The 17,687-nt window shown below is 58.0% G+C and carries 13 protein-coding genes, 1 tRNA gene and 2 rRNA genes (1 of these 16 running past the window's edge); 2 read left to right on the forward strand and 14 right to left on the reverse strand.

What is annotated here, in order from left to right; all coding sequences use genetic code 11:
* Positions 1-18: 18 nt before the first annotated feature.
* The 3 genes from istB to ACOQOT_RS13775 all read right to left on the reverse strand — a co-directional run bounded on the left by istB (position 19) and on the right by ACOQOT_RS13775 (position 5,272).
* Positions 19-810, reverse strand: coding sequence for an IS21-like element helper ATPase IstB (gene istB / locus ACOQOT_RS13765; RefSeq protein WP_121881981.1), 792 nt, complete (start codon positions 808-810; stop codon positions 19-21).
* The gene (istA, locus tag ACOQOT_RS13770) at positions 800-2,326 is read right to left on the reverse strand and encodes an IS21 family transposase (protein WP_420559770.1); all 1,527 of its coding nucleotides are present in this window, start codon (positions 2,324-2,326) and stop codon (positions 800-802) included. Before istA ends, istB begins: the two co-directional genes overlap by 11 nt.
* A 90-nt stretch (positions 2,327-2,416) precedes the next feature.
* On the reverse strand, positions 2,417-5,272 hold the full coding sequence (locus tag ACOQOT_RS13775; protein WP_420559771.1) for a HigA family addiction module antitoxin: 2,856 nt from the start codon (positions 5,270-5,272) through the stop codon (positions 2,417-2,419).
* 93 nt (positions 5,273-5,365) lie between these two features.
* Between ACOQOT_RS13775 and ACOQOT_RS13780 the strand changes: the two genes are divergently transcribed.
* The gene (locus tag ACOQOT_RS13780) at positions 5,366-5,551 is read left to right on the forward strand and encodes a hypothetical protein (protein WP_420559772.1); all 186 of its coding nucleotides are present in this window, start codon (positions 5,366-5,368) and stop codon (positions 5,549-5,551) included.
* On the opposite strand, the gene ACOQOT_RS13785 is transcribed toward ACOQOT_RS13780, so the two are convergent.
* The 9 genes from ACOQOT_RS13785 to ACOQOT_RS13825 all read right to left on the reverse strand — a co-directional run bounded on the left by ACOQOT_RS13785 (position 5,545) and on the right by ACOQOT_RS13825 (position 14,012).
* Positions 5,545-5,766, reverse strand: coding sequence for a hypothetical protein (locus ACOQOT_RS13785; protein WP_420559773.1), 222 nt, complete (start codon positions 5,764-5,766; stop codon positions 5,545-5,547). The genes ACOQOT_RS13780 and ACOQOT_RS13785 overlap by 7 nt on opposite strands.
* Before the next feature lie 434 nt (positions 5,767-6,200).
* Complete coding sequence (locus ACOQOT_RS13790; protein WP_420559774.1) at positions 6,201-7,388, reverse strand: tyrosine-type recombinase/integrase; 1,188 nt, start codon at positions 7,386-7,388, stop codon at positions 6,201-6,203.
* A gap of 140 nt (positions 7,389-7,528) precedes the next feature.
* A tRNA-Met gene (locus ACOQOT_RS13795) sits at positions 7,529-7,605 on the reverse strand.
* Positions 7,606-8,109: 504 nt separating this feature from the next.
* Positions 8,110-8,988, reverse strand: a complete 879-nt coding sequence (locus ACOQOT_RS13800; protein WP_420559775.1) for an alpha/beta hydrolase — start codon at positions 8,986-8,988, stop codon at positions 8,110-8,112.
* A gap of 199 nt (positions 8,989-9,187) precedes the next feature.
* A complete protein-coding gene (locus tag ACOQOT_RS13805; protein WP_420559776.1) occupies positions 9,188-10,450 on the reverse strand; it encodes a cytochrome P450 in 1,263 nt (420 codons plus the stop codon).
* Between the two features lie 231 nt (positions 10,451-10,681).
* On the reverse strand, positions 10,682-11,929 hold the full coding sequence (locus ACOQOT_RS13810) for a cytochrome P450 (protein ID WP_420559777.1): 1,248 nt from the start codon (positions 11,927-11,929) through the stop codon (positions 10,682-10,684).
* 103 nt (positions 11,930-12,032) lie between these two features.
* Positions 12,033-12,353 (reverse strand): 2Fe-2S iron-sulfur cluster-binding protein, encoded by a 321-nt coding sequence (locus tag ACOQOT_RS13815; RefSeq protein ID WP_420559778.1) that lies wholly within the window; start codon positions 12,351-12,353, stop codon positions 12,033-12,035.
* A 200-nt stretch (positions 12,354-12,553) separates the two neighbouring features.
* Positions 12,554-12,976: a PaaI family thioesterase gene (locus ACOQOT_RS13820; RefSeq protein WP_420559779.1), complete on the reverse strand. Its 423-nt coding sequence runs from the start codon at positions 12,974-12,976 to the stop codon at positions 12,554-12,556.
* Between the two features lie 7 nt (positions 12,977-12,983).
* Positions 12,984-14,012: an alcohol dehydrogenase catalytic domain-containing protein gene (locus tag ACOQOT_RS13825; protein WP_420559780.1), complete on the reverse strand. Its 1,029-nt coding sequence runs from the start codon at positions 14,010-14,012 to the stop codon at positions 12,984-12,986.
* 108 nt (positions 14,013-14,120) lie between these two features.
* Here ACOQOT_RS13825 and ACOQOT_RS13830 point away from each other — a divergent pair, with 108 nt between their 5' ends.
* Positions 14,121-14,690: a TetR/AcrR family transcriptional regulator gene (locus ACOQOT_RS13830; protein WP_420559781.1), complete on the forward strand. Its 570-nt coding sequence runs from the start codon at positions 14,121-14,123 to the stop codon at positions 14,688-14,690.
* Between the two features lie 131 nt (positions 14,691-14,821).
* On the opposite strand, the gene rrf is transcribed toward ACOQOT_RS13830, so the two are convergent.
* Positions 14,822-14,936, reverse strand: a 5S ribosomal RNA gene (rrf, locus tag ACOQOT_RS13835).
* A gap of 88 nt (positions 14,937-15,024) precedes the next feature.
* Positions 15,025-17,687, reverse strand: a 23S ribosomal RNA gene (locus tag ACOQOT_RS13840); it runs 75 nt beyond the window's last position.

Below are 17,687 nucleotides of genomic sequence, written 5' to 3' on the forward strand. Positions count from 1 at the left end.
GATATGATTTGGGTTTGGTTAGATGGTCAAGTCGGTGCTTTCTCCTTTTTTGGTTTTTGCGGCCTGGGCCGAGCTGTTCCTGAAGCGGAAGCTGTCGTTTCCGGTTTCGAGAATGTGGCAGTGATGGGTGAGCCGATCGAGCAGCGCGGTTGTCATTTTGGCGTCGCCAAACACGCTGGCCCATTCGGCAAAGCTGAGATTGGTGGTGATGATGACACTGGTGCGCTCGTAGAGTTTGCTCAGCAGATGGAATAGCAATGCCCCTCCTGATGCGCTGAAGGGCAGGTATCCAAGCTCGTCGAGGATGACCAGATCGGAATGGACAAGCCGGTTGGCAATCTGTCCGGCCTTGCCTTGAGCCTTTTCCTGTTCCAACGCATTGACCAGTTCCACGGTCGAGAAGAAGCGCACTCTCTTGCGGTGATGCTCGATGGCCCGGATGCCCAGCGCTGTGGCGATATGGGTTTTGCCGGTTCCCGGCCCGCCCACCAACACCACGTTGTCGGTCTTGTCGATGAAAGCCCCTGAATGAAGCTGGCGCACCAGGGCCTCATTGATCTCACTGCTGGCAAAATCGAAGCCGGCCAGGTCCTTGTAGGTTGGAAACCGTGCCACCTTGAGCTGATAGGCAATCGATCTTGTCTCCCGTTCGGCCATCTCGGCCTTGAGCAACTGGGAGAGAACCGGAACGGCTGCCTGGACGGCCGGAGACCCCTGTTCGGTGAGCTCGCTGATCGCTTGGGCCATGCCTGTCATCTTGAGGCTTTTGAGCATGATGACCAGAGCTGCGCTTGCCGGATCATGACGCATGGCGCACCTCCTTGTCCGCACGCAGGGTATCGTAGCGTTCCACATTGGCCTGCGGTTCCTTGCCCAGGACAAGGGCTTGTGGTGCCTCGACGGGCGCGATCGCGGTCGATTTGCCATCGACCAGTCTGTGCAGCAGGTTCAGAATATGGGTCTTGGTGGGCACCCCGGTCTCAAGGGCCATCTCGACCGCGGCGAGCACGGCCTGTTCATCATGGTGGAGAACCAGGGCCAGGATATCGACCATCTCGCGATCGCCACCGGGTTTGCTCAGAAGATGGCGCTGCAACTGCCGGAATCCATCGGGCATGTCGGCAAAGGGTGCACCATTGCGCAGGGCACCGGGCTTTCGCTGGACCACGGCTAGGTAATGGCGCCAGTCATAAACAGTATGCCCGGTTCCATGATGGCGGTCGATGATCCGTAAGTGCTCACAGATCGTCTGTCCTTCGGCGACAACGACGATGCGCGCCGGATAGACTCTGACGCTGACCGGCCTGTTGGCGAAAGAGGCCGGCACGCTGTAGCGATTGCGTTCCAGGTGGATCAGGCACGTTGGGGAAACACGCTTGGTGTGTTCGACGAACCCGTCAAAGGGCCTTGGCACAGCCATCAGGAACTGGGTCTCGACCCGCCACGCATCAGCAATGGTGCCCGGTTCGACGCCATGAGAGGTCTCCTCCCACAAGCTCTTGCACCGCTGCTCGAGCCAGAGGTTCAACTCCTCAAGCGAGTTCGCGTGCGGAATGGGCTGGAAAAGCCGGTGCCGGGCATCTTGCACGTTCTTTTCCACCAACCCCTTCTCCCAGCCGGCGGCCGGATTGCAGAACTCGGGCTCGAACACAAAGTGACTGGCCATGGCCGAGAACCGGGCATTGACCTGCCGGGCCTTGCCACGGCCAACCTTGTCCACGGCCGTGCGCATATTGTCGTAGATGCCGCGCCGGGGCACGCCGCCCAGCACGCGGAAGGCATGATTGTGGGCGTCGAACAGCATCTCGTGGGTCTGGAGCAGATAGGCCCTTACCACAAAGGCCCGGCTGTAGCAGAGCTTGGTATGGGCCGCTTGCAGCTTGACCCGCTCGCCCCCGATCAGCGCCCAGTCCTCACTCCAATCGAACTGGAAAGCTTCTCCAGGCTCAAAGGCCAGGGGAACGAACACGCCGCGGCCGGTGGTGTTCTGCTGGCGCTGGAGATCCTCTTTCCAGCGCCGGGCAAAAACCGCCACCCGACCATAGGAACCTTTAAAGCCAAGGCTGACCAGATCGGCATGGATCTGCTTGACTGTGCGCCGCTGCTTGCGCGGTTTGCGGCTCTCAGCCTTCAGCCAGCCCGATAGCTTCTCGGCAAAAGGATCGATCTTGCTCGGCCGCTCGGGCACTTTGAACTTCGGCTCAACCGTATCGGACCGAAGATATTTGCGAATGGTATTCCGGGACAGACCCGTGCGCCGTGCTATCTCCCGGATCGAAAAACCATCCCGGAAATGCCAGCGCCGGATAACGCTCAAAAACGCCATGTCCAACACTCCTCAATCTCCTGCCCAAAACGAGCAGGATAGCGTTCAAACATGGGTCAAATCTCAGTGGAAAAATCCCCCAATACCGGGTCAGATCTCAGCGGCAATCAACACACTGAGCCTCCACAGCCCTCCCACACCCTCGTGGGAAAGAATCTCCCGAACGGCATCGCGGCGTAGTTCAGCGATCCGCTTATCCCGACTCTCCCAATCGAAATCCTCTTCTTCGATCTCATCTGCGGACTCTTCTACCCACTGCTTTGCAAACAGCCATTTGTGCCTTACGACCACGTCGCTCGGCTGCAGAAGCTCAAGGGCGCGCTTAGCCCTGTTAGCAGAAGTCGGAGAAACACCACGCCGCTTGGCCCGCCTAGTTGAGCATGCACGGCGAATGGCTTCTCTTAGGGAAGCTCGCGCATCGTCATGCGCCGGGCCGTGCGCCCACTCATCGACCAAATCCCACACCTCTTCCTGGAACGATTCGTCGAATGCAGACAAACTGCGCGCCAAATCTGCGAGAGTGTCTTCATCGTGATGCGGCCACTCGACACAACGTTTAAAAGCGTAGACTGCAAAGTCCCTCATCTCTTCGAAGGTCACTGGATGCCCAGCCCCGGTGGAATCTGAGCGCCATTGCGGCCGGACATTGTAGTGTCCCATGCGGGGGCCGGTTTCAAACTGATCGACGCAGACCTTCCACCCAACTTCTGCATACCTCTGTATCAACAGATCAAGTGCATCCTTGCGCTGATGCAGAGAGGCTGCTGTTTGAGGCATCCAGGATCGAAATATAGAAGTGAGTGTGTTGTGGGGATTGTTGACCCAGTTGTCCTCGATAGGCTTTTCAGACAAGCGAGCCAGAATGAGGACCACGCGAGGCAGATGCACCGGGTTCCAAGCAAGTGTTTCTAAGGCCCACAGAAGCCCCGTACGGGGGCAGGTCGAAAAAACCCCGCTGTCCGCAGGCCTGAGGAGAGCAAATAACTCTGGACTATCTTTCCGAAGGTCCTTCTCCATGAGGTCAAGAAAAACCTCCGGCGCTGCCTCTGCATAGTGCGGTAAATCACGTTGCTGAGACTCTATGAGCTTTGCAGAGAACGGCGTCAGAAGCTCCCTGATAAGTTTTTCGACTTCGTACCCCACATTCATACTTAAGCGATCACCGAACCAGTTCGGTCCATGAACAGCCAAAAGAACCAGAGTTTCGCAAACCGCCTGACGAAGAACGCCTGAGTGTGCTCTGACCTTTCCATAGACACCCGCAGCCCACCTCCTATCTTCCGGCAAATCCAAAGAAGGGTCTTCTTCTGACAATACAAGTCGGGCGGCAGCAAAGAACCTCTTCAGGTCGTCCTCAGTAATCGCATGTGCAATGGCGTATATCGCGTCGATCTTCGACACAACGCCTCGAGATTCGGCTATGGCCCATACCGGTGGATCGTCCAGCTGTCGGAGCCTCATCACTGCGCGCTCGATTTCGTCATACTCTTTGTGGTCCGATACCAAAGTTAGGACCCTTCGATCTGCCTCTGAGTCAGTGATCCAATTACCGATGAGAGAAATGGGTGTAAGCAGCTGCGCGGCTTCACTGTCTTCTGCCCACACCGGCCGCTTGAGCGCTCCGTTGGTGGCCAAGCGCCTACGAAGAACAGTAGGAGAGCCGCCAGACTCTCGCTGCAGGCTGTCGATCTCCTCCGACCGGAAGCCCATCTTCTCTAGTGCCAGCCTGAAGGGTTCGCGGGGGAGGATATCCAAGCGGATATCCGCATCATCAGCAGGAACGTTCTTCAGACGGACGATGATTGTATGAAGTTGCCTAACCAGACCTCCGAGTTGTCTTTCAATTTCATCGCTGTCGATAACTAGGAGCACGTCTGTTTGCGAAGAAGCCAATCTGCGCAAAGCATCGACATCACGCACGACAACCACTTGATCAACATATGCTTGAAGTTCGGCTCCCCCGTTTGAGAACAGAGAAGCCAAGAACGCCAATCCCTCGATCTTGGAATCTGCAGCAATAGTTCTCGGCGTTTGGGGGCTTTCTTTCAGCCAGCTCAATATTCCCGCCGTGTGTTGTTCAATACTCTGCGCAAAGAGTTCAGGAACCAATGGTGTGCTTGTCGCGCCAGCCCATTCATTCCAACACTCTCCAATCGTCACGATGCCTCGTGCCGGACGCCCAAAGCGCTCGCCCAGCCAAGCTTGAGCTGGTACAGACTGCTCAACCCACTGCTCAAGATCACTAGCATCGTAAGCTCGCACAGCTTTCCAGCTATTCTCCGCGCTCTTTTTCTGGGCCCATTCAGTTTTTCCTGGCCAGTTTCTCGGCGTTACGAAGACAAATGTGATTTCCGAGCGTTCTTTCGCACTGACCTTCTCGGTACGCGCCGCATAGTCTGCTTCCGCCTTTGCGGACGGCCTCTGATCGCAACCAAACTCCCAACCTGACTTGCCGGACGGCACCCAAGCCGAGACGGCATCAGCCTCGACCCATCCGTCCCAGCCATGACGTTGGGCATTGTCGAAGCCGGGGAAATCTACTGCCGAGATTTCACTCGCGGCGGTGTGGACGAGCTTGCGCAATAGAACCGGGAGTTGGCTTCGCGCATCGATCTCGCTCGCCCATTGCTCAAGTTCGGTGGCCGTGATCTTGAGGAAACTGGGCACGTGCCTGCCAACCGTTAGCGCGGCACTCTGCACCTTGGTGTCGTTGCCATCGTACGCCGCCTGCAACTGCAGGAGCGCTTCACGGTCAGCGCCGAAGGCCTTCTGAAGGCGGAGCGCCATTGTGGGCGAGAGCTTTGACTTGCCGTTCAGAAAGTTCGACAGCGTCGGGCGGCTTACGCCCAGCATCTCGGCGGCCTTGGAGACAGAGACACCTTTCGGGATCACGTTTTCCCGCACGTACGCTCCAGGATGGCGCGGCTTGGCTTGCTCAACAGTCATGGCGAGGCCCTAGTTGTCATCGCCCCCACAATACCGTAATGTGTAGCGTGACGCAATACAGTTCCGCATTGCTGCCGCATACGGACGTCGCCAGTGGACAAACTCGATCTGAATCGAACCGCGGCGCTGCTCACGGTCATCGTAATGATCGCGATAGCAGCGCTATCGGGATACCGGCTGGTCATAGGGCCGTCAGGCCTGACCTTCGAAAGAGCCGCCTCGACCTCGGTCGAAGCGGCAGATTCGATTGCGAACGGACGGATAGATGGCGCTCAATGAGCGCCACCCTCCGTAGCCGGATAGATATACAGGTCGCCGGAAACGATCTGACTGCCGGTGAGCCGGACAAAGATCCCGCCATCGGCGCGATCCCAGGCAGCGCCAACGCGCATCAGGCCTGAGTTCTTCCCACGCACTCGCGGAGCTTTCACAACCCAGTCCGGACTCCGGCCGGAACGGGCACCTTCTTCCGTATTTTGATTGATGTTCGACATTGCAGGTCTCCTTCACAAGACGGTCTGGTTTATTCCAGCCGATGGCAGCGGGAGACGCCGCCGCGATGAGACGCGGGTCAGCAACTGCGGGAATGGTCAACACGGGTCGGCTTTGCCGACTGGTGCGGGCAGACCATTGACCCGTGTCGAGCGGTGGCGAACCTAAGCGGACTGGCTGGATGAGGTTCACAGACGTCACGCATGGAGGCCGTCGAACGAGATGACGGAGAAATATGCGGCCCGTTCGGCCGCTGACCGTAGCCTCAAGTGCTCGCAGCGAGCAGGCAACGGAAGAAGTCGCAAGCGGATTGAAGCTCCCCAAGCCTAAGAGAGCCAAGGGCTCGGCTTGGACGGCTCAGGGAAAGTGCTTTCCGCGCCTGGAGCTCAGATAGTGCTGAGGAGGAGCTGGCCGAGAGCCGGTTGCAGCAACCGCCCTAAACGTCGGCCAGCTCTTCTGCGATGTCCTCGGCGGACTTAATCTTGTTCGGCCTCTCGCGCCGGACGTTAACGGCCGCCGCATCGATCACATTCTTGATGTGAGCGGCGTAGTGCTTCTCGATCATCTCGACGCTGGTGCGACAGTTCTTGGCCACCTGATAGATGTCGGCACCCTCCATCAGACGCAGACTGATATAGGTGTGCCTCAGGGAATAAGCAGTGCGGCGTTTGCCGTCCCGGCTGAACTTCAAGCTCTCCTGATCGAGGACCGTGTTGAACATGCGCAGGTGGTTCGTCGGAAACACCTTGTCCATCGGCTGAGGGCTGTTGCGCTGGACGATGCGCTGATAGGGGCGCACGGCGTTCGGCATACTCTTGCAGTAGCCAACACCCCGCTTGCCCCTCACCTCGATCTCAAGGATGACCTCGCCGGTCGCCTCATCCTCAACGATCTCCACGTCCCTGTGCTCGATGTTGTATGCCTCATCGGGCCTGAGGCCGGTGTTGGCCATGAAAAGCACAAAGTCATGCAGGTCTTCCGCGTGCTTGCGGTGATTGGACTGACGAAGCTCGCGAGCGCGCTTCCGCGTGGCTTCGTAGAGCTGCTTGTATTCCTTCGGGCTGAACCACGGGCGATGCTCCAGCTTGCCCTGCGTCTTGTAGGGCGCAGACAGGTCGGGAACGTGGCTGAGCCAGCCGTGACGCACGGCCGTCTTCAGCGTCTGGCGCAGGGTGACGATCTCATTGTGAAGGGTCTTGCGCGCCGGTGGCTGCCCGGTCTTCGATGTCTCGATCCGGTGAAGCCGGTACTCCTGCACCTTGCCCGCCGTCACTTCCGACAATCCAAGCTCCCCGAAAAACGGGAGCAGGTGTAGACGCAGGCGGTCCTTGTGACCGCGCACCCAAGCGGGACTGCGTTCGCCCAGGGTGATCGCTTCATACTCAATGAGGAAGCGCTCAGCTGCCTGCTTGAAGGTCTTTTCGTTCTTCAGCTCACCGCGCTTCGATTTGCCGATGAGTTCGAAATACCAGTCCTCCGCAACATCCTTGGCGTGAGAAAGGCTCTCCTGCTTTGTGGTCATGCGCCGGTTCCGGCCATTCAGATAAGTCGAGCACTGCCAGTTCTTCGAATTGGAACGTCGGTAGACATGAACCTTCCCACCCAGAATCGTGTGCTTTTCCATCTGCTGCCCTTTCGCGCTTCGTCACCCTCAAAAATGTGTAAGACATGTGTAAGGGTATCACGACGCAAAATGAGGCCAAGAGCAAATTTGGGGTAGAAATGGAAAAGCCCGCTAAACCAATGGCTTAGCGGGCTTAAATTTGGTTGCGGGGGCAGGATTTGAACCTGCGACCTTCAGGTTATGAGCCTGACGAGCTACCAGACTGCTCCACCCCGCGTCAGTGGAGAGGCCGCTTTATAGCAGCTTTGTCAGATTTGTGAACACCTATCGGCGGAATTTCCGAAAAAATATTTCTTCAAAAAGCGGTTATTTTTTAGGGGTTTAAGCCCCCTGGCCGAGGAGCAAGCCCCGCCGCCGGTCTCCGTCCGATTTTGCGCTCCGCCATGCGAAAGGGGGCTGCCTTAGCAGCCCCCTTGAGACTTCCCCGGGCTCTGCCGGGCCCGCATCACAAAGCGGAATGAAGCCGTGAGATCGCAGTCTTTAAGTCTCGAAGGGTGTCAAACCCCAAGGCGTGTCAGACGGACGGTGAAGGCTGCTCCGCCGCCGTGTAAGACCCGCTAAGCCTCAAAGACACGAACGAAATCCCACTAGACATCGGATCACCTCCTTTCGATTGTTGCACCAAGCCCTGACGCATCAGGTCCGGGAATCATGGCGCAGAAGAAAGTGATTTGCCAAGCCCTGCGGCGGCGTCCCCGTAACACGCAGCGCTAAAACGGCGTCAAACTGCCAAATATTGTTTGAGAAAATCGAGCTCGCGCGCGGCGACATCCTCAAAGAGCGCGCCCTGATAGACCCCGAAATGGCCGCAATCATAAGAGGCGATGGCAACTTTCTGCATTTTATCCGCCGCCTTGCGCGCCAGATCCGGCGGCGTGATCTGATCTTTCTCCGCCAGCACGATAAGCGCGGGGCAGCGCACGTTCTCAGCCACCTTGCGCGGCTCATAGGCGCCGAGCTTGGTGAGAATGCGCGCCGGCACTTTGTTTTCCCAATTCGAGTCCGGCGGCACGAGATCCAGAAATTCTTTTGCCTCCTCCGCCATCATGCAGCCGAACTGCCCAGGCGCGCCGACGGCAGGGATCATATGCGCCCCGCCAAAAGCCCCTTTGATCTTGTCTTTCAGCACCGCGAGGGCCGCTTGCAGCTTCATCGGCAAAGAGAGCGTAATTTCCACACCGCCCACATAAGGCACTTGCGCGACAAGCGCTTTGACTTCCGGATGGCGCGCCGCCATTTCAATGACATGTCCGCCGCTAAAGGAAGAGCCCCAAAGGGCAAGGCGCGCGCCGTCCACCTCCGGCAGGTCTTTGACGCAGGCAATGGCCGCTTCCCAATCCTCCAGATGCCGGGCGGGATCGACGAGATTGCGCGGCGTGCCCGAACTTTCACCGAAATTGCGGTAATCGAAAACGAAAACCGCGATCCCGGCTTCGGCGAATTTTTCCGCGTAAGCCGGCAAGCGGAAGCGGCGCTCGGCGGAAAAGCCATGCGCCATGATGAGGGCAGGCGGTCTTACCGTCCCCTCGGGCAAGTAAAGCCAGGCTGTACAGATGTCACCGCCGACACGGAAATAGCGGTTCGAACGGACAAAGCGCATTTTTTCTCCCCTTCTTGGCCACCCCACAAACGCCTGCCGGCCCGCCAAGTTGCGCGGCCCCTGCCGGCCTTTGCACTGTGCACAACCGGAGGGATGGACAAGGCAAGAATAGGCCAAGCGGGACAAGGAAAGAAATCTTACCTGCCCAAACAAAAAAGCCCGGCGAAACCGCCGGGCTTTTGTCCGTAACCGGGGGAGGTTACTTCTTCGGATGCACACGCACCGGAAGATCGGTAATGCCGTGCACGAAGACGGATTTCGTATAGGCGGGCTCACCCACAACTTCCACGAAGTCGAACCGCTTCATGATCTCTTCCCAGAGAATGCGGATCTGCAGTTCGGCCATGCGGTTACCCATGCAGCGGTGAATGCCGAAACCGAAGGCCAGATGCTTGCGCGCATTCGGGCGGTCGATCAGGAATTCATAAGGCCGGTCGATCGCTTCTTCATCGCGGTTGCCGGAGACGTACCACATGGCGAGCTTGTCGCCCTTCTTGATGGTCTTGCCGCCGAGTTCCACATCCTCAAGCGCGGTGCGGCGCATATAGGCAAGCGGCGTACGCCAGCGGATGATCTCGGAGACCATGTTCGGGATCAGCGAAAGATCGTTGCGCAGCTTGTCATATTCCGCAGGGAACTGGTTGAGCGCCAGAACGCCGCCGGACATGGAATTGCGCGTCGTGTCGTTACCGCCCACGATCAGCAGCATCAGATTGCCGAGCAGTTCCATCGGCTCCATGCCCTGCATGGCCGGGTTATGGGCCATGAGTGAAATGAAATCGTTTTTCGGCGGCTGGTTGGCGCGCTCCACCCAGAGGCCTGCGAAGGTCTCAAGGCACTCGCGCAGCTCCGCGCGGCGCTCTTCATCATTCAGCCCCGTGTCGCCGCCGTCAGGCCCGGCCGTCGTCACATCGGACCACCAGGTCAGCTTGCGGCGCTGCTCGAAGGGAAAGTCGAAAAGCGTCGCCAGCATCTGCGTAGTGATTTCGATGGAAACGAGGTCCACCCAGTTGAAAGTCTCACCCACGGGCAGGCTGTCCAGCACCTTGCCGACGCGCTCGCGGATAAGGCTTTCCAGATCGGCCAGCGCCGGCGGCGCAACGGCAGGGCTCACCACCTTGCGCTGCACATCGTGCTTGGGCTGGTCCATCGCGATGAACATCTTCACGTTGAAGTCTTCTTCCGGGTCGGGAAGAACGATCGCAGGCTCGGACGAGAACTGCTTGTGGTTCGTGTCGACCGCAACGATGTCGCTATATTTCGTGATCGACCAATAGGGGCCGAATTCCGGCGACTCGGCGAAATGCACCGGGTCTTCCTTGCGCATGCGGTCGAAGAGCACCCAGTGCTTCTGCTCGCTGAAATATTCGGGTACCGCGATATCGAAACCTTTCAGATCGACCGTGGCCGGATCGAAATTCGTATCGACGGGTTTCTCGGGTGTAACGGCGGCCTGACTCATGGGGGCTCCTCCAGTTGATATTCGCGCCCCGCGCCAACGCTCTTAAGGGCGTTTCAGCTTACGCAGGGTTTACTTGACATATTCTATATAGGAAAAATGACGCCTGCGTCAACTTTAACCCGTATGCGCTTAGGGTGATTTTCTTCCCATCCCGTCCAAATCGGCGCTTTCCGGGCACAAAAAGACCCGGCGGAAACCGCCGGGTCTCACTGCGTCTGTAAACTAGATATTTCAGTGACGGTGCAAAACCACCGGCAGATCCGAATAGCCCATCACGAAATTGGAGCGCACACGGGTCGGCTCGCCCACCACTTCAACCTGTTTGAAGCGCTTCATGATCTCTTCCCACAGGATCTTGAGCTGCATTTCGCCCAGCCGGTTGCCCATGCAGCGGTGAATGCCGAAGCCGAAGGAGACGTGGTGGCGCGCGTTCGCCCGGTCCACGAGATACTCGTTCGGCCGCTCGATCACTTCATCGTCGCGGTTGCCGGAGATGTACCACATCACCACCTTGTCGCCCTTCTTGATGGTCTTGCCGCCAAGCTCCACATCCTCCAGCGCGTTGCGGCGCATATGGGCAAGCGGCGTCTGCCAGCGGATCGTCTCGGAGACCATGTTCGGAATGAGCGAGGGATCGGCGCGCAGCTTGTCGTACTGCTCGGGATATTTGTTCAGCGCATAGACGCTGCCCGACATGGAATTGCGCGTCGTGTCGTTGCCGCCCACGATCAGCAGGATGAGATTGCCGAGGAATTCCATCGGCTCCATCTTCTGCATGGCCGGGTGATGCGCCATGAGCGAGATGAGATCGTTCTTCGGCTCCTGGTTCGCCCGCTCCTGCCAGAGCCGGCCGAAATATTCCAGGCAATGCTGCAATTCTTTCTGCCGCTCTTCGGCCGACAGCTCGCCGCCCACCGTGTCGCCATTGGTGGAAACGTCCGACCAATAGGTCAGAAGCCGCCGGTCCTCGAAGGGGAAGTCGAACAGCGTTGCCAGCATCTGCGTCGTCAGCTCGATCGAGACTTTATCGACCCAGTTGAAGCTCTCCCCTTCCGGCAGGCTGTCGAGAAGATTGCCGACACGCTGACGGATCAGCGGCTCGACCTCCTGAAGCTGCATGGGCGAGACGGCGGGCGTCACCGCCTTGCGCTGCACATCGTGTTTCGGCTGGTCCATGGCAATGAACATGGGCGGCTGAAACTCTTCGCTGTCGCCGATCACGATCGTGGGCTCGGAGGAAAATTCCTTGTGGTGCGTATCGACGAAAACGATGTCGTTAAACTTCGTGATCGACCAGTAAGGCCCGAACTCGCTGTCCTCGATGAAATGCACCGGGTCTTCCTTGCGCAGCCGCTCGAAATAGGCCCAGTGCTCCTGGCGCTCGAACAGACCGGCATCGGAAACATCCAGCTTCTCGATCGGTATGGAATAAGGATCGACGCTGTGATCCTGCGGAAAATCGCTTGCCGCTACGCTCATTCTTTCCTCCCGCGCCTTGCAGCGCTCCTCTTGGGTCCCCGGGGCCTCCGCCCCTTTTCGCGTGTTGCGTCTCTCAGTCTTGTGTCTCTTAGTGCTGGGCTTCTTAATGCTGAGCTTCCGGCATCCGCACGATCAGCCCGTCCAGTTCGGCGCTCATTTTGATCTGGCAGCCGAGCCGGCTGTTCTCTTCCACCTCCGCGGCGAAATCGAGCATGGATTCTTCCATCTCACTGCGCTCGCCCGTCTTGGCGAGCCAGGCCGGGTCGACATAGACATGACAGGTGGCGCAGGCGCAGCTGCCCCCGCAGTCCCCGTCAATACCCGGAATGGCATTGTTGATGGCCCCTTCCATCACCGAATAGCCGTCCGCCACCTCCACTTCATGAGCCGTTCCATTGTGCTCGATATAAATCACCTTCGGCAAAGCGTGCCTCCTCATCCCGTTCCGTTTGCATCCCTGCATACTCTCTGGCCCTTGAGGGCTCTTTTTGCGTAGTATTAATACGCACTTTCTGTATTTGAGGATATTTCGGGGGGGCTGTCAATAAGGACGGTTTCCCGCCCTCAAAACAAAAGCGGCCCCAAAAAGGAGCCGCTTTATCCGGGCCGGGCGGAAAGACGGTGCTAAGCCGCCGCCTTCCCTTTAGCGGAGACCTTGAAAGTCGCATTCGCCCGGGCACAAGGTTTGCCGTCCGCCGTAACGAAGCATTGCGCGAAATCGAGGCTTCGGCCCGGTTTCACGAAGCCCGTCTCCACCTCGATCCATTGGCCAAGCTCGGCGGAGCCGAGAAAGTCGACCGTCAGGGTGACGGTGACGAGGCCGCGTATGTCTTCATGATGCTTGGCGCAGGAAAGCCCCATCGCATTATCGGCAAGCGCACTCAAAAGCCCCCCATGCACGAAACCGCGCGAATTGGTATGCGCGGGCCCGGCGCGGAAGCCGATGATTACCGCTTTCTCGGTCTCCTTCGAATAAAGCGGCTCCCAGGGATCGGTAAGCGGGCTCTTGCGGAAATGCGGCGCGAAGCCTTCGGGTATATCGCTCATGATTGCCTCACGCGTCATAGAGGGAAGGGCGGTGCGCGGCGCTGCGCATGGAAACATCCATCCAAGCCTCGGGCGCGGCATCGAAATCATAGACCTCGGTCGTGACAAGCTCCGGCCGGAAACCATGCGCCCGGCAGCATGTGAGCACATCCTCGAAAGCGGGGCGCAGATTGGGCCTGCCCGTCACATAGGTGATGCCCTTGTGATACATCTCGCGCTGCGGCAGCGCCGTCATTTCGGAAAGCTGCATGCAGACGCTCGTGACGATCGCTTCAGGCTCGGCATAGCGGATGGCGGTAACCAGCATCTGCGCATCGCCCGAGGCATCGACGACGATGGAGTATCCCTCGGCAAGCGCATCCGGCTGCGTAATCACCCGCGCGCCGTATTTCGCCGCTTCCGCACCGCGGGCAGGATTCTCATCCCAATAATCCACCTGCCCTGCGCCCATCGCCTTGGCGATGCCGGCCGCATAAATCCCGATCACCGAGGCAAGACCGCCTGCCACAAGCACGCTGGCGCCCGGCCGGGCTTTAAGATGCGGGCCGACGGCACGCCAGGAATCGAGCGCCATATCCGCAACGCCGATGAGTTCGAGCGGGTCTGCGCCCGCAGGCAGCGGCACCATCATCGCGCCCGCATAAGGCACATAGACAAGATCGCCCGCCGAAGAGCCGAAGCCGCCTTCCCGGCCCATGCCAAAAGAAGCGCCGAAGGGCACGCTCTCACAGCGGCCCGTATAGCCGCGTTTGCAATTCGTGCAGATACCGCAAAAGATCTGCGCAGTGACGAAGACTTTCTGGCCTTCCCTAAAGCCTTTCACCTGATCGCCAAGCTCGACGATCTCGCCGATCATCTCATGCCCAATCGCCTCCCCCGGCGCCATCGGCACGAGCCCGTGCACGAAGCCGGCATCGAGATCGCAGCGCCCGAGCGCCAGAGGCCGGACAATCGCTCCCCCATCATGGGTAAGCCGGGCATCCGGCACCTCCCGCCATTCCACCTTGCCGTCCCCGGCAAAAACCAGCTGCCTCATCACTTGCTCCATACGTTTTCAATATTGATTTTTATAGACTAGTCTATAAAATAAAAACCCGTCAAGCAGGCGCGAACCTGCCCGGCAAAACACATGAAGAGAGGCTGCATGACCACGCGCGCGAAACACCGCCCCGCCCTCATTGAAGCGGCTGCCCGTCTCTTTCGCCGGCAGGGATATGCGGCGACCGGCACGAACGAGATCCTGGCCGAAAGCGGCGCGCCGCGCGGCTCGCTCTATTACTACTTTCCCGAAGGTAAGGAGGAGATTGGCGCGGCCGCCCTCGAGGCGGCAGGCAAAACCGTTACCCGTACGCTCACCGCCCTTGCCGCCGAGACATCGTCACCGGCGGATTTCGTGCGCGCTTATCTCGAGCTTCTGGCAGGCTGGCTCGAACAGTCGGGTTACCGGGACGGCTGCCCCATATCGACCACGTTGCTGGAAACCGCGCCCGCATCTCAGAAGATTGCCGCAGCCGGGCAAAGCGCTTTCCGGCACTGGCAGGCCGTCATCGAAGAGGTGCTCACCCGGCACGGCTGGCCCGAAGCACGGCGCGCGGGCACGGCCAATCTCATTTTGTCGGTGATCGAAGGCGCGCTCATTCTGGCCCGCGCAGCTCAATCCCCCGAACCGCTCAACGCCGCTGCAGAGGAACTCGCTCTTATTCTCGAACACTAGCTTGCGTTGGAATATTGGCGGGACAACTGATGCATAACAAAAACGCCGCCGGGGCGAACCCAGGCGGCGTTTTGATAGTGTTTACATCGTCAGAAGGGATCATCTCACTCGCAGTGCTCTGCGCTTAGCAGACCTGGCGGCGACCTACTCTCCCACACCTTAAGATGCAGTACCATTGGCGCTGAGGGCTTTCACGGCCGAGTTCGGGATGGGATCGGGTGTAGTACCCTCGCTATAACCACCAAGTCGGCAAAGAGCAAAGCAGCTACGAGTTAATCAGAAAAATTCACTGTGTTCTTCTCGTCCGTGTGGGCCACGGACATAAGTAATGAGAGCAATCAAGCCAATCGAGCAATTAGTACCGGTAAGCTCAATGCGTTGCCGCACTTACACACCCGGCCTATCAACGTGGTGGTCTTCCACGACTCTCAAGGGAGAACTAGTCTCAAGGTGGGTTTCCCGCTTAGATGCCTTCAGCGGTTATCCCTTCCGCACATAGCTACCCTGCTGTGCCGTTGGCACGACAACAGGTCCACCAGAGGTGCGTCCATCCCGGTCCTCTCGTACTAGGGACAGATCCTTTCAATTCTCCTACGCCCACGGCAGATAGGGACCAAACTGTCTCACGACGTTCTAAACCCAGCTCACGTACCTCTTTAAATGGCGAACAGCCATACCCTTGGGACCTGCTCCAGCCCCAGGATGAGATGAGCCGACATCGAGGTGCCAAACACTGCCGTCGATATGGACTCTTGGGCAGTATCAGCCTGTTATCCCCGGCGTACCTTTTATCCGTTGATCGATGGCCCTTCCACGCGGGACCACCGGGTCACTATGACCGTCTTTCGACTCTGTTCGGCCCGTCGGCCTCACAGTCAGGCAGGCTTATGCCATTGCACTCAACAGCTGATTTCCGACCAGCTTGAGCCTACCATCGCGCGCCTCCGTTACTCTTTGGGAGGCGACCGCCCCAGTCAAACTACCCACCATACACTGTCCCGGATCCGGATAACGGATCGCGGTTAGACATCAATGAAGATAAGGGTGGTATTTCAAGGGTGGCTCCACCTGAGCTGGCGCCCAAGCTTCAAAGCCTACCACCTATCCTACACATGCCGCCACTAATGCCAGTGTAAAGCTATAGTAAAGGTGCACGGGGTCTTTCCGTCTGACCGCAGGAACCCCGCATCTTCACGGGGAATTCAATTTCGCTGAGTCTGCGTTGGAGACAGCTGGGAAGTCGTTACGCCATTCGTGCAGGTCGGAACTTACCCGACAAGGAATTTCGCTACCTTAGGACCGTTATAGTTACGGCCGCCGTTTACCGGGGCTTCAATTCGGAGCTTGCACCCCTCCTTTTAACCTTCCGGCACCGGGCAGGCGTCAGACCCTATACGTCGCCTTGCGGCTTCGCAGAGCCCTGTGTTTTTAATAAACAGTCGCTACCCACTGGTCTGTGCCACCCCCACCTGGTTGCCCAAATGGGGGTCTCCCTTCTCGCGAACTTACGGGAGCATTTTGCCGAGTTCCTTCAACGCAGTTCTCTCAAGCGCCTTGGTATGCTCTACCAGTCCACCTGTGTCGGTTTCGGGTACGGTTTTAACGGAGGAGCTATTTCCTGGAACGCCTTCGCTGCCAGACCAATCCAATAAGGACTGACAACTTACGGTATTCGTCACTACCTCCAAGTACAGGAATATTAACCTGTTTCCCATCGACTACGCATTTCTGCCTCGCCTTAGGGGCCGACTAACCCTGCGCAGATTAGCTTTACGCAGGAACCCTTGGACTTTCGGCGAGAGTGTCTCTCACACTCTTTATCGCTACTCATGTCAGCATTCTCACTTCTGATATCTCCAGGTGCCCTCGCGGGTCACCCTTCGCAGACGTACAGAACGCTCCGCTACCGCGTACACAAAAGTGTACACCCGCAGCTTCGGTGTATGGCTTTAGCCCCGTTACATCTTCGGCGCAAGAGCGCTTGACCAGTGAGCTGTTACGCTTTCTTTAAATGATGGCTGCTTCTAAGCCAACATCCTGGTTGTCTGTGCACCCTCACATCCTTTCCCACTTAGCCATAACTTAGGGACCTTAGCTGGCGGTCAGGGCTGTTTCCCTCTCCACTACGGACCTTAGCACCCGTAGTGTGTCTGCCGAGTAGTACTCCATGGTATTCGGAGTTTGGTTAGGTTTGGTAATCCGGTGAGGACCCCTAGCCCATCCAGTGCTCTACCCCCATGGGTATTCACTCGACGCTCTACCTAAATAGATTTCGCGGAGAACCAGCTATTTCCGAGTTTGATTGGCCTTTCACCCCTAGCCACAAGTCATCCCCGAATTTTTCAACATTCGTGGGTTCGGTCCTCCAGTGGGTGTTACCCCACCTTCAACCTGCTCATGGCTAGATCACCCGGTTTCGGGTCTAATCCGACATACTTAATCGCCCTATTAAGACTCGCTTTCGCTGCGCCTACACCTATCGGTTTAAGCTTGCATGCCAGATTAAGTCGCTGACCCATTATACAAAAGGTACGCCGTCACCCTTGCGGGCTCCGACTGTTTGTAGGCATCCGGTTTCAGGTACTATTTCACTCCCCTCGTCGGGGTGCTTTTCACCTTTCCCTCACGGTACTGGTTCACTATCGGTCGACAAGGAGTACTTAGGCTTGGAGGGTGGTCCCCCCATGTTCAGACAGGATTTCACGTGTCCCGCCCTACTCGAGGTCAAACATTCGATTTACCTGTACGGGGCTATCACCCGCTACGGCCCGACTTTCCAGACGGTTCCAGTTTTCTCATGTTTGACACTGGCCTGGTCCGCGTTCGCTCGCCACTACTAACGGAGTCTCGGTTGATGTCCTTTCCTCTGGGTACTTAGATGTTTCAGTTCCCCAGGTTCGCCTCTTACACCTATGTATTCAGTGCAAGATACCCTTGCGGGTGGGTTTCCCCATTCGGAAATCCATGGATCAAAGCTTGTTCGCAGCTCCCCATGGC

Source organism: Tepidicaulis sp. (assembly GCF_965222285.1).
Classification (GTDB): Bacteria; Pseudomonadota; Alphaproteobacteria; order Parvibaculales; family Parvibaculaceae; genus Tepidicaulis.

What these genes read in the sequence shown, in the direction of transcription:
- istB (WP_121881981.1), bottom strand. Translation starts at nt 810, where the DNA reads ATGCGTCATGATCCGGCAAGCGCAGCTCTGGTCATCATGCTCAAAAGC.
- istA (WP_420559770.1), bottom strand. Translation starts at nt 2,326, where the DNA reads ATGGCGTTTTTGAGCGTTATCCGGCGCTGGCATTTCCGGGATGGTTTT.
- ACOQOT_RS13775 (WP_420559771.1), bottom strand. Translation starts at nt 5,272, where the DNA reads ATGACTGTTGAGCAAGCCAAGCCGCGCCATCCTGGAGCGTACGTGCGG.
- ACOQOT_RS13785 (WP_420559773.1), bottom strand. Translation starts at nt 5,766, where the DNA reads ATGTCGAACATCAATCAAAATACGGAAGAAGGTGCCCGTTCCGGCCGG.
- ACOQOT_RS13790 (WP_420559774.1), bottom strand. Translation starts at nt 7,388, where the DNA reads ATGGAAAAGCACACGATTCTGGGTGGGAAGGTTCATGTCTACCGACGT.
- ACOQOT_RS13800 (WP_420559775.1), bottom strand. Translation starts at nt 8,988, where the DNA reads ATGCGCTTTGTCCGTTCGAACCGCTATTTCCGTGTCGGCGGTGACATC.
- ACOQOT_RS13805 (WP_420559776.1), bottom strand. Translation starts at nt 10,450, where the DNA reads ATGAGTCAGGCCGCCGTTACACCCGAGAAACCCGTCGATACGAATTTC.
- ACOQOT_RS13810 (WP_420559777.1), bottom strand. Translation starts at nt 11,929, where the DNA reads ATGAGCGTAGCGGCAAGCGATTTTCCGCAGGATCACAGCGTCGATCCT.
- ACOQOT_RS13820 (WP_420559779.1), bottom strand. Translation starts at nt 12,976, where the DNA reads ATGAGCGATATACCCGAAGGCTTCGCGCCGCATTTCCGCAAGAGCCCG.
- ACOQOT_RS13825 (WP_420559780.1), bottom strand. Translation starts at nt 14,012, where the DNA reads ATGAGGCAGCTGGTTTTTGCCGGGGACGGCAAGGTGGAATGGCGGGAG.
- ACOQOT_RS13830 (WP_420559781.1), top strand. Translation starts at nt 14,121, where the DNA reads ATGACCACGCGCGCGAAACACCGCCCCGCCCTCATTGAAGCGGCTGCC.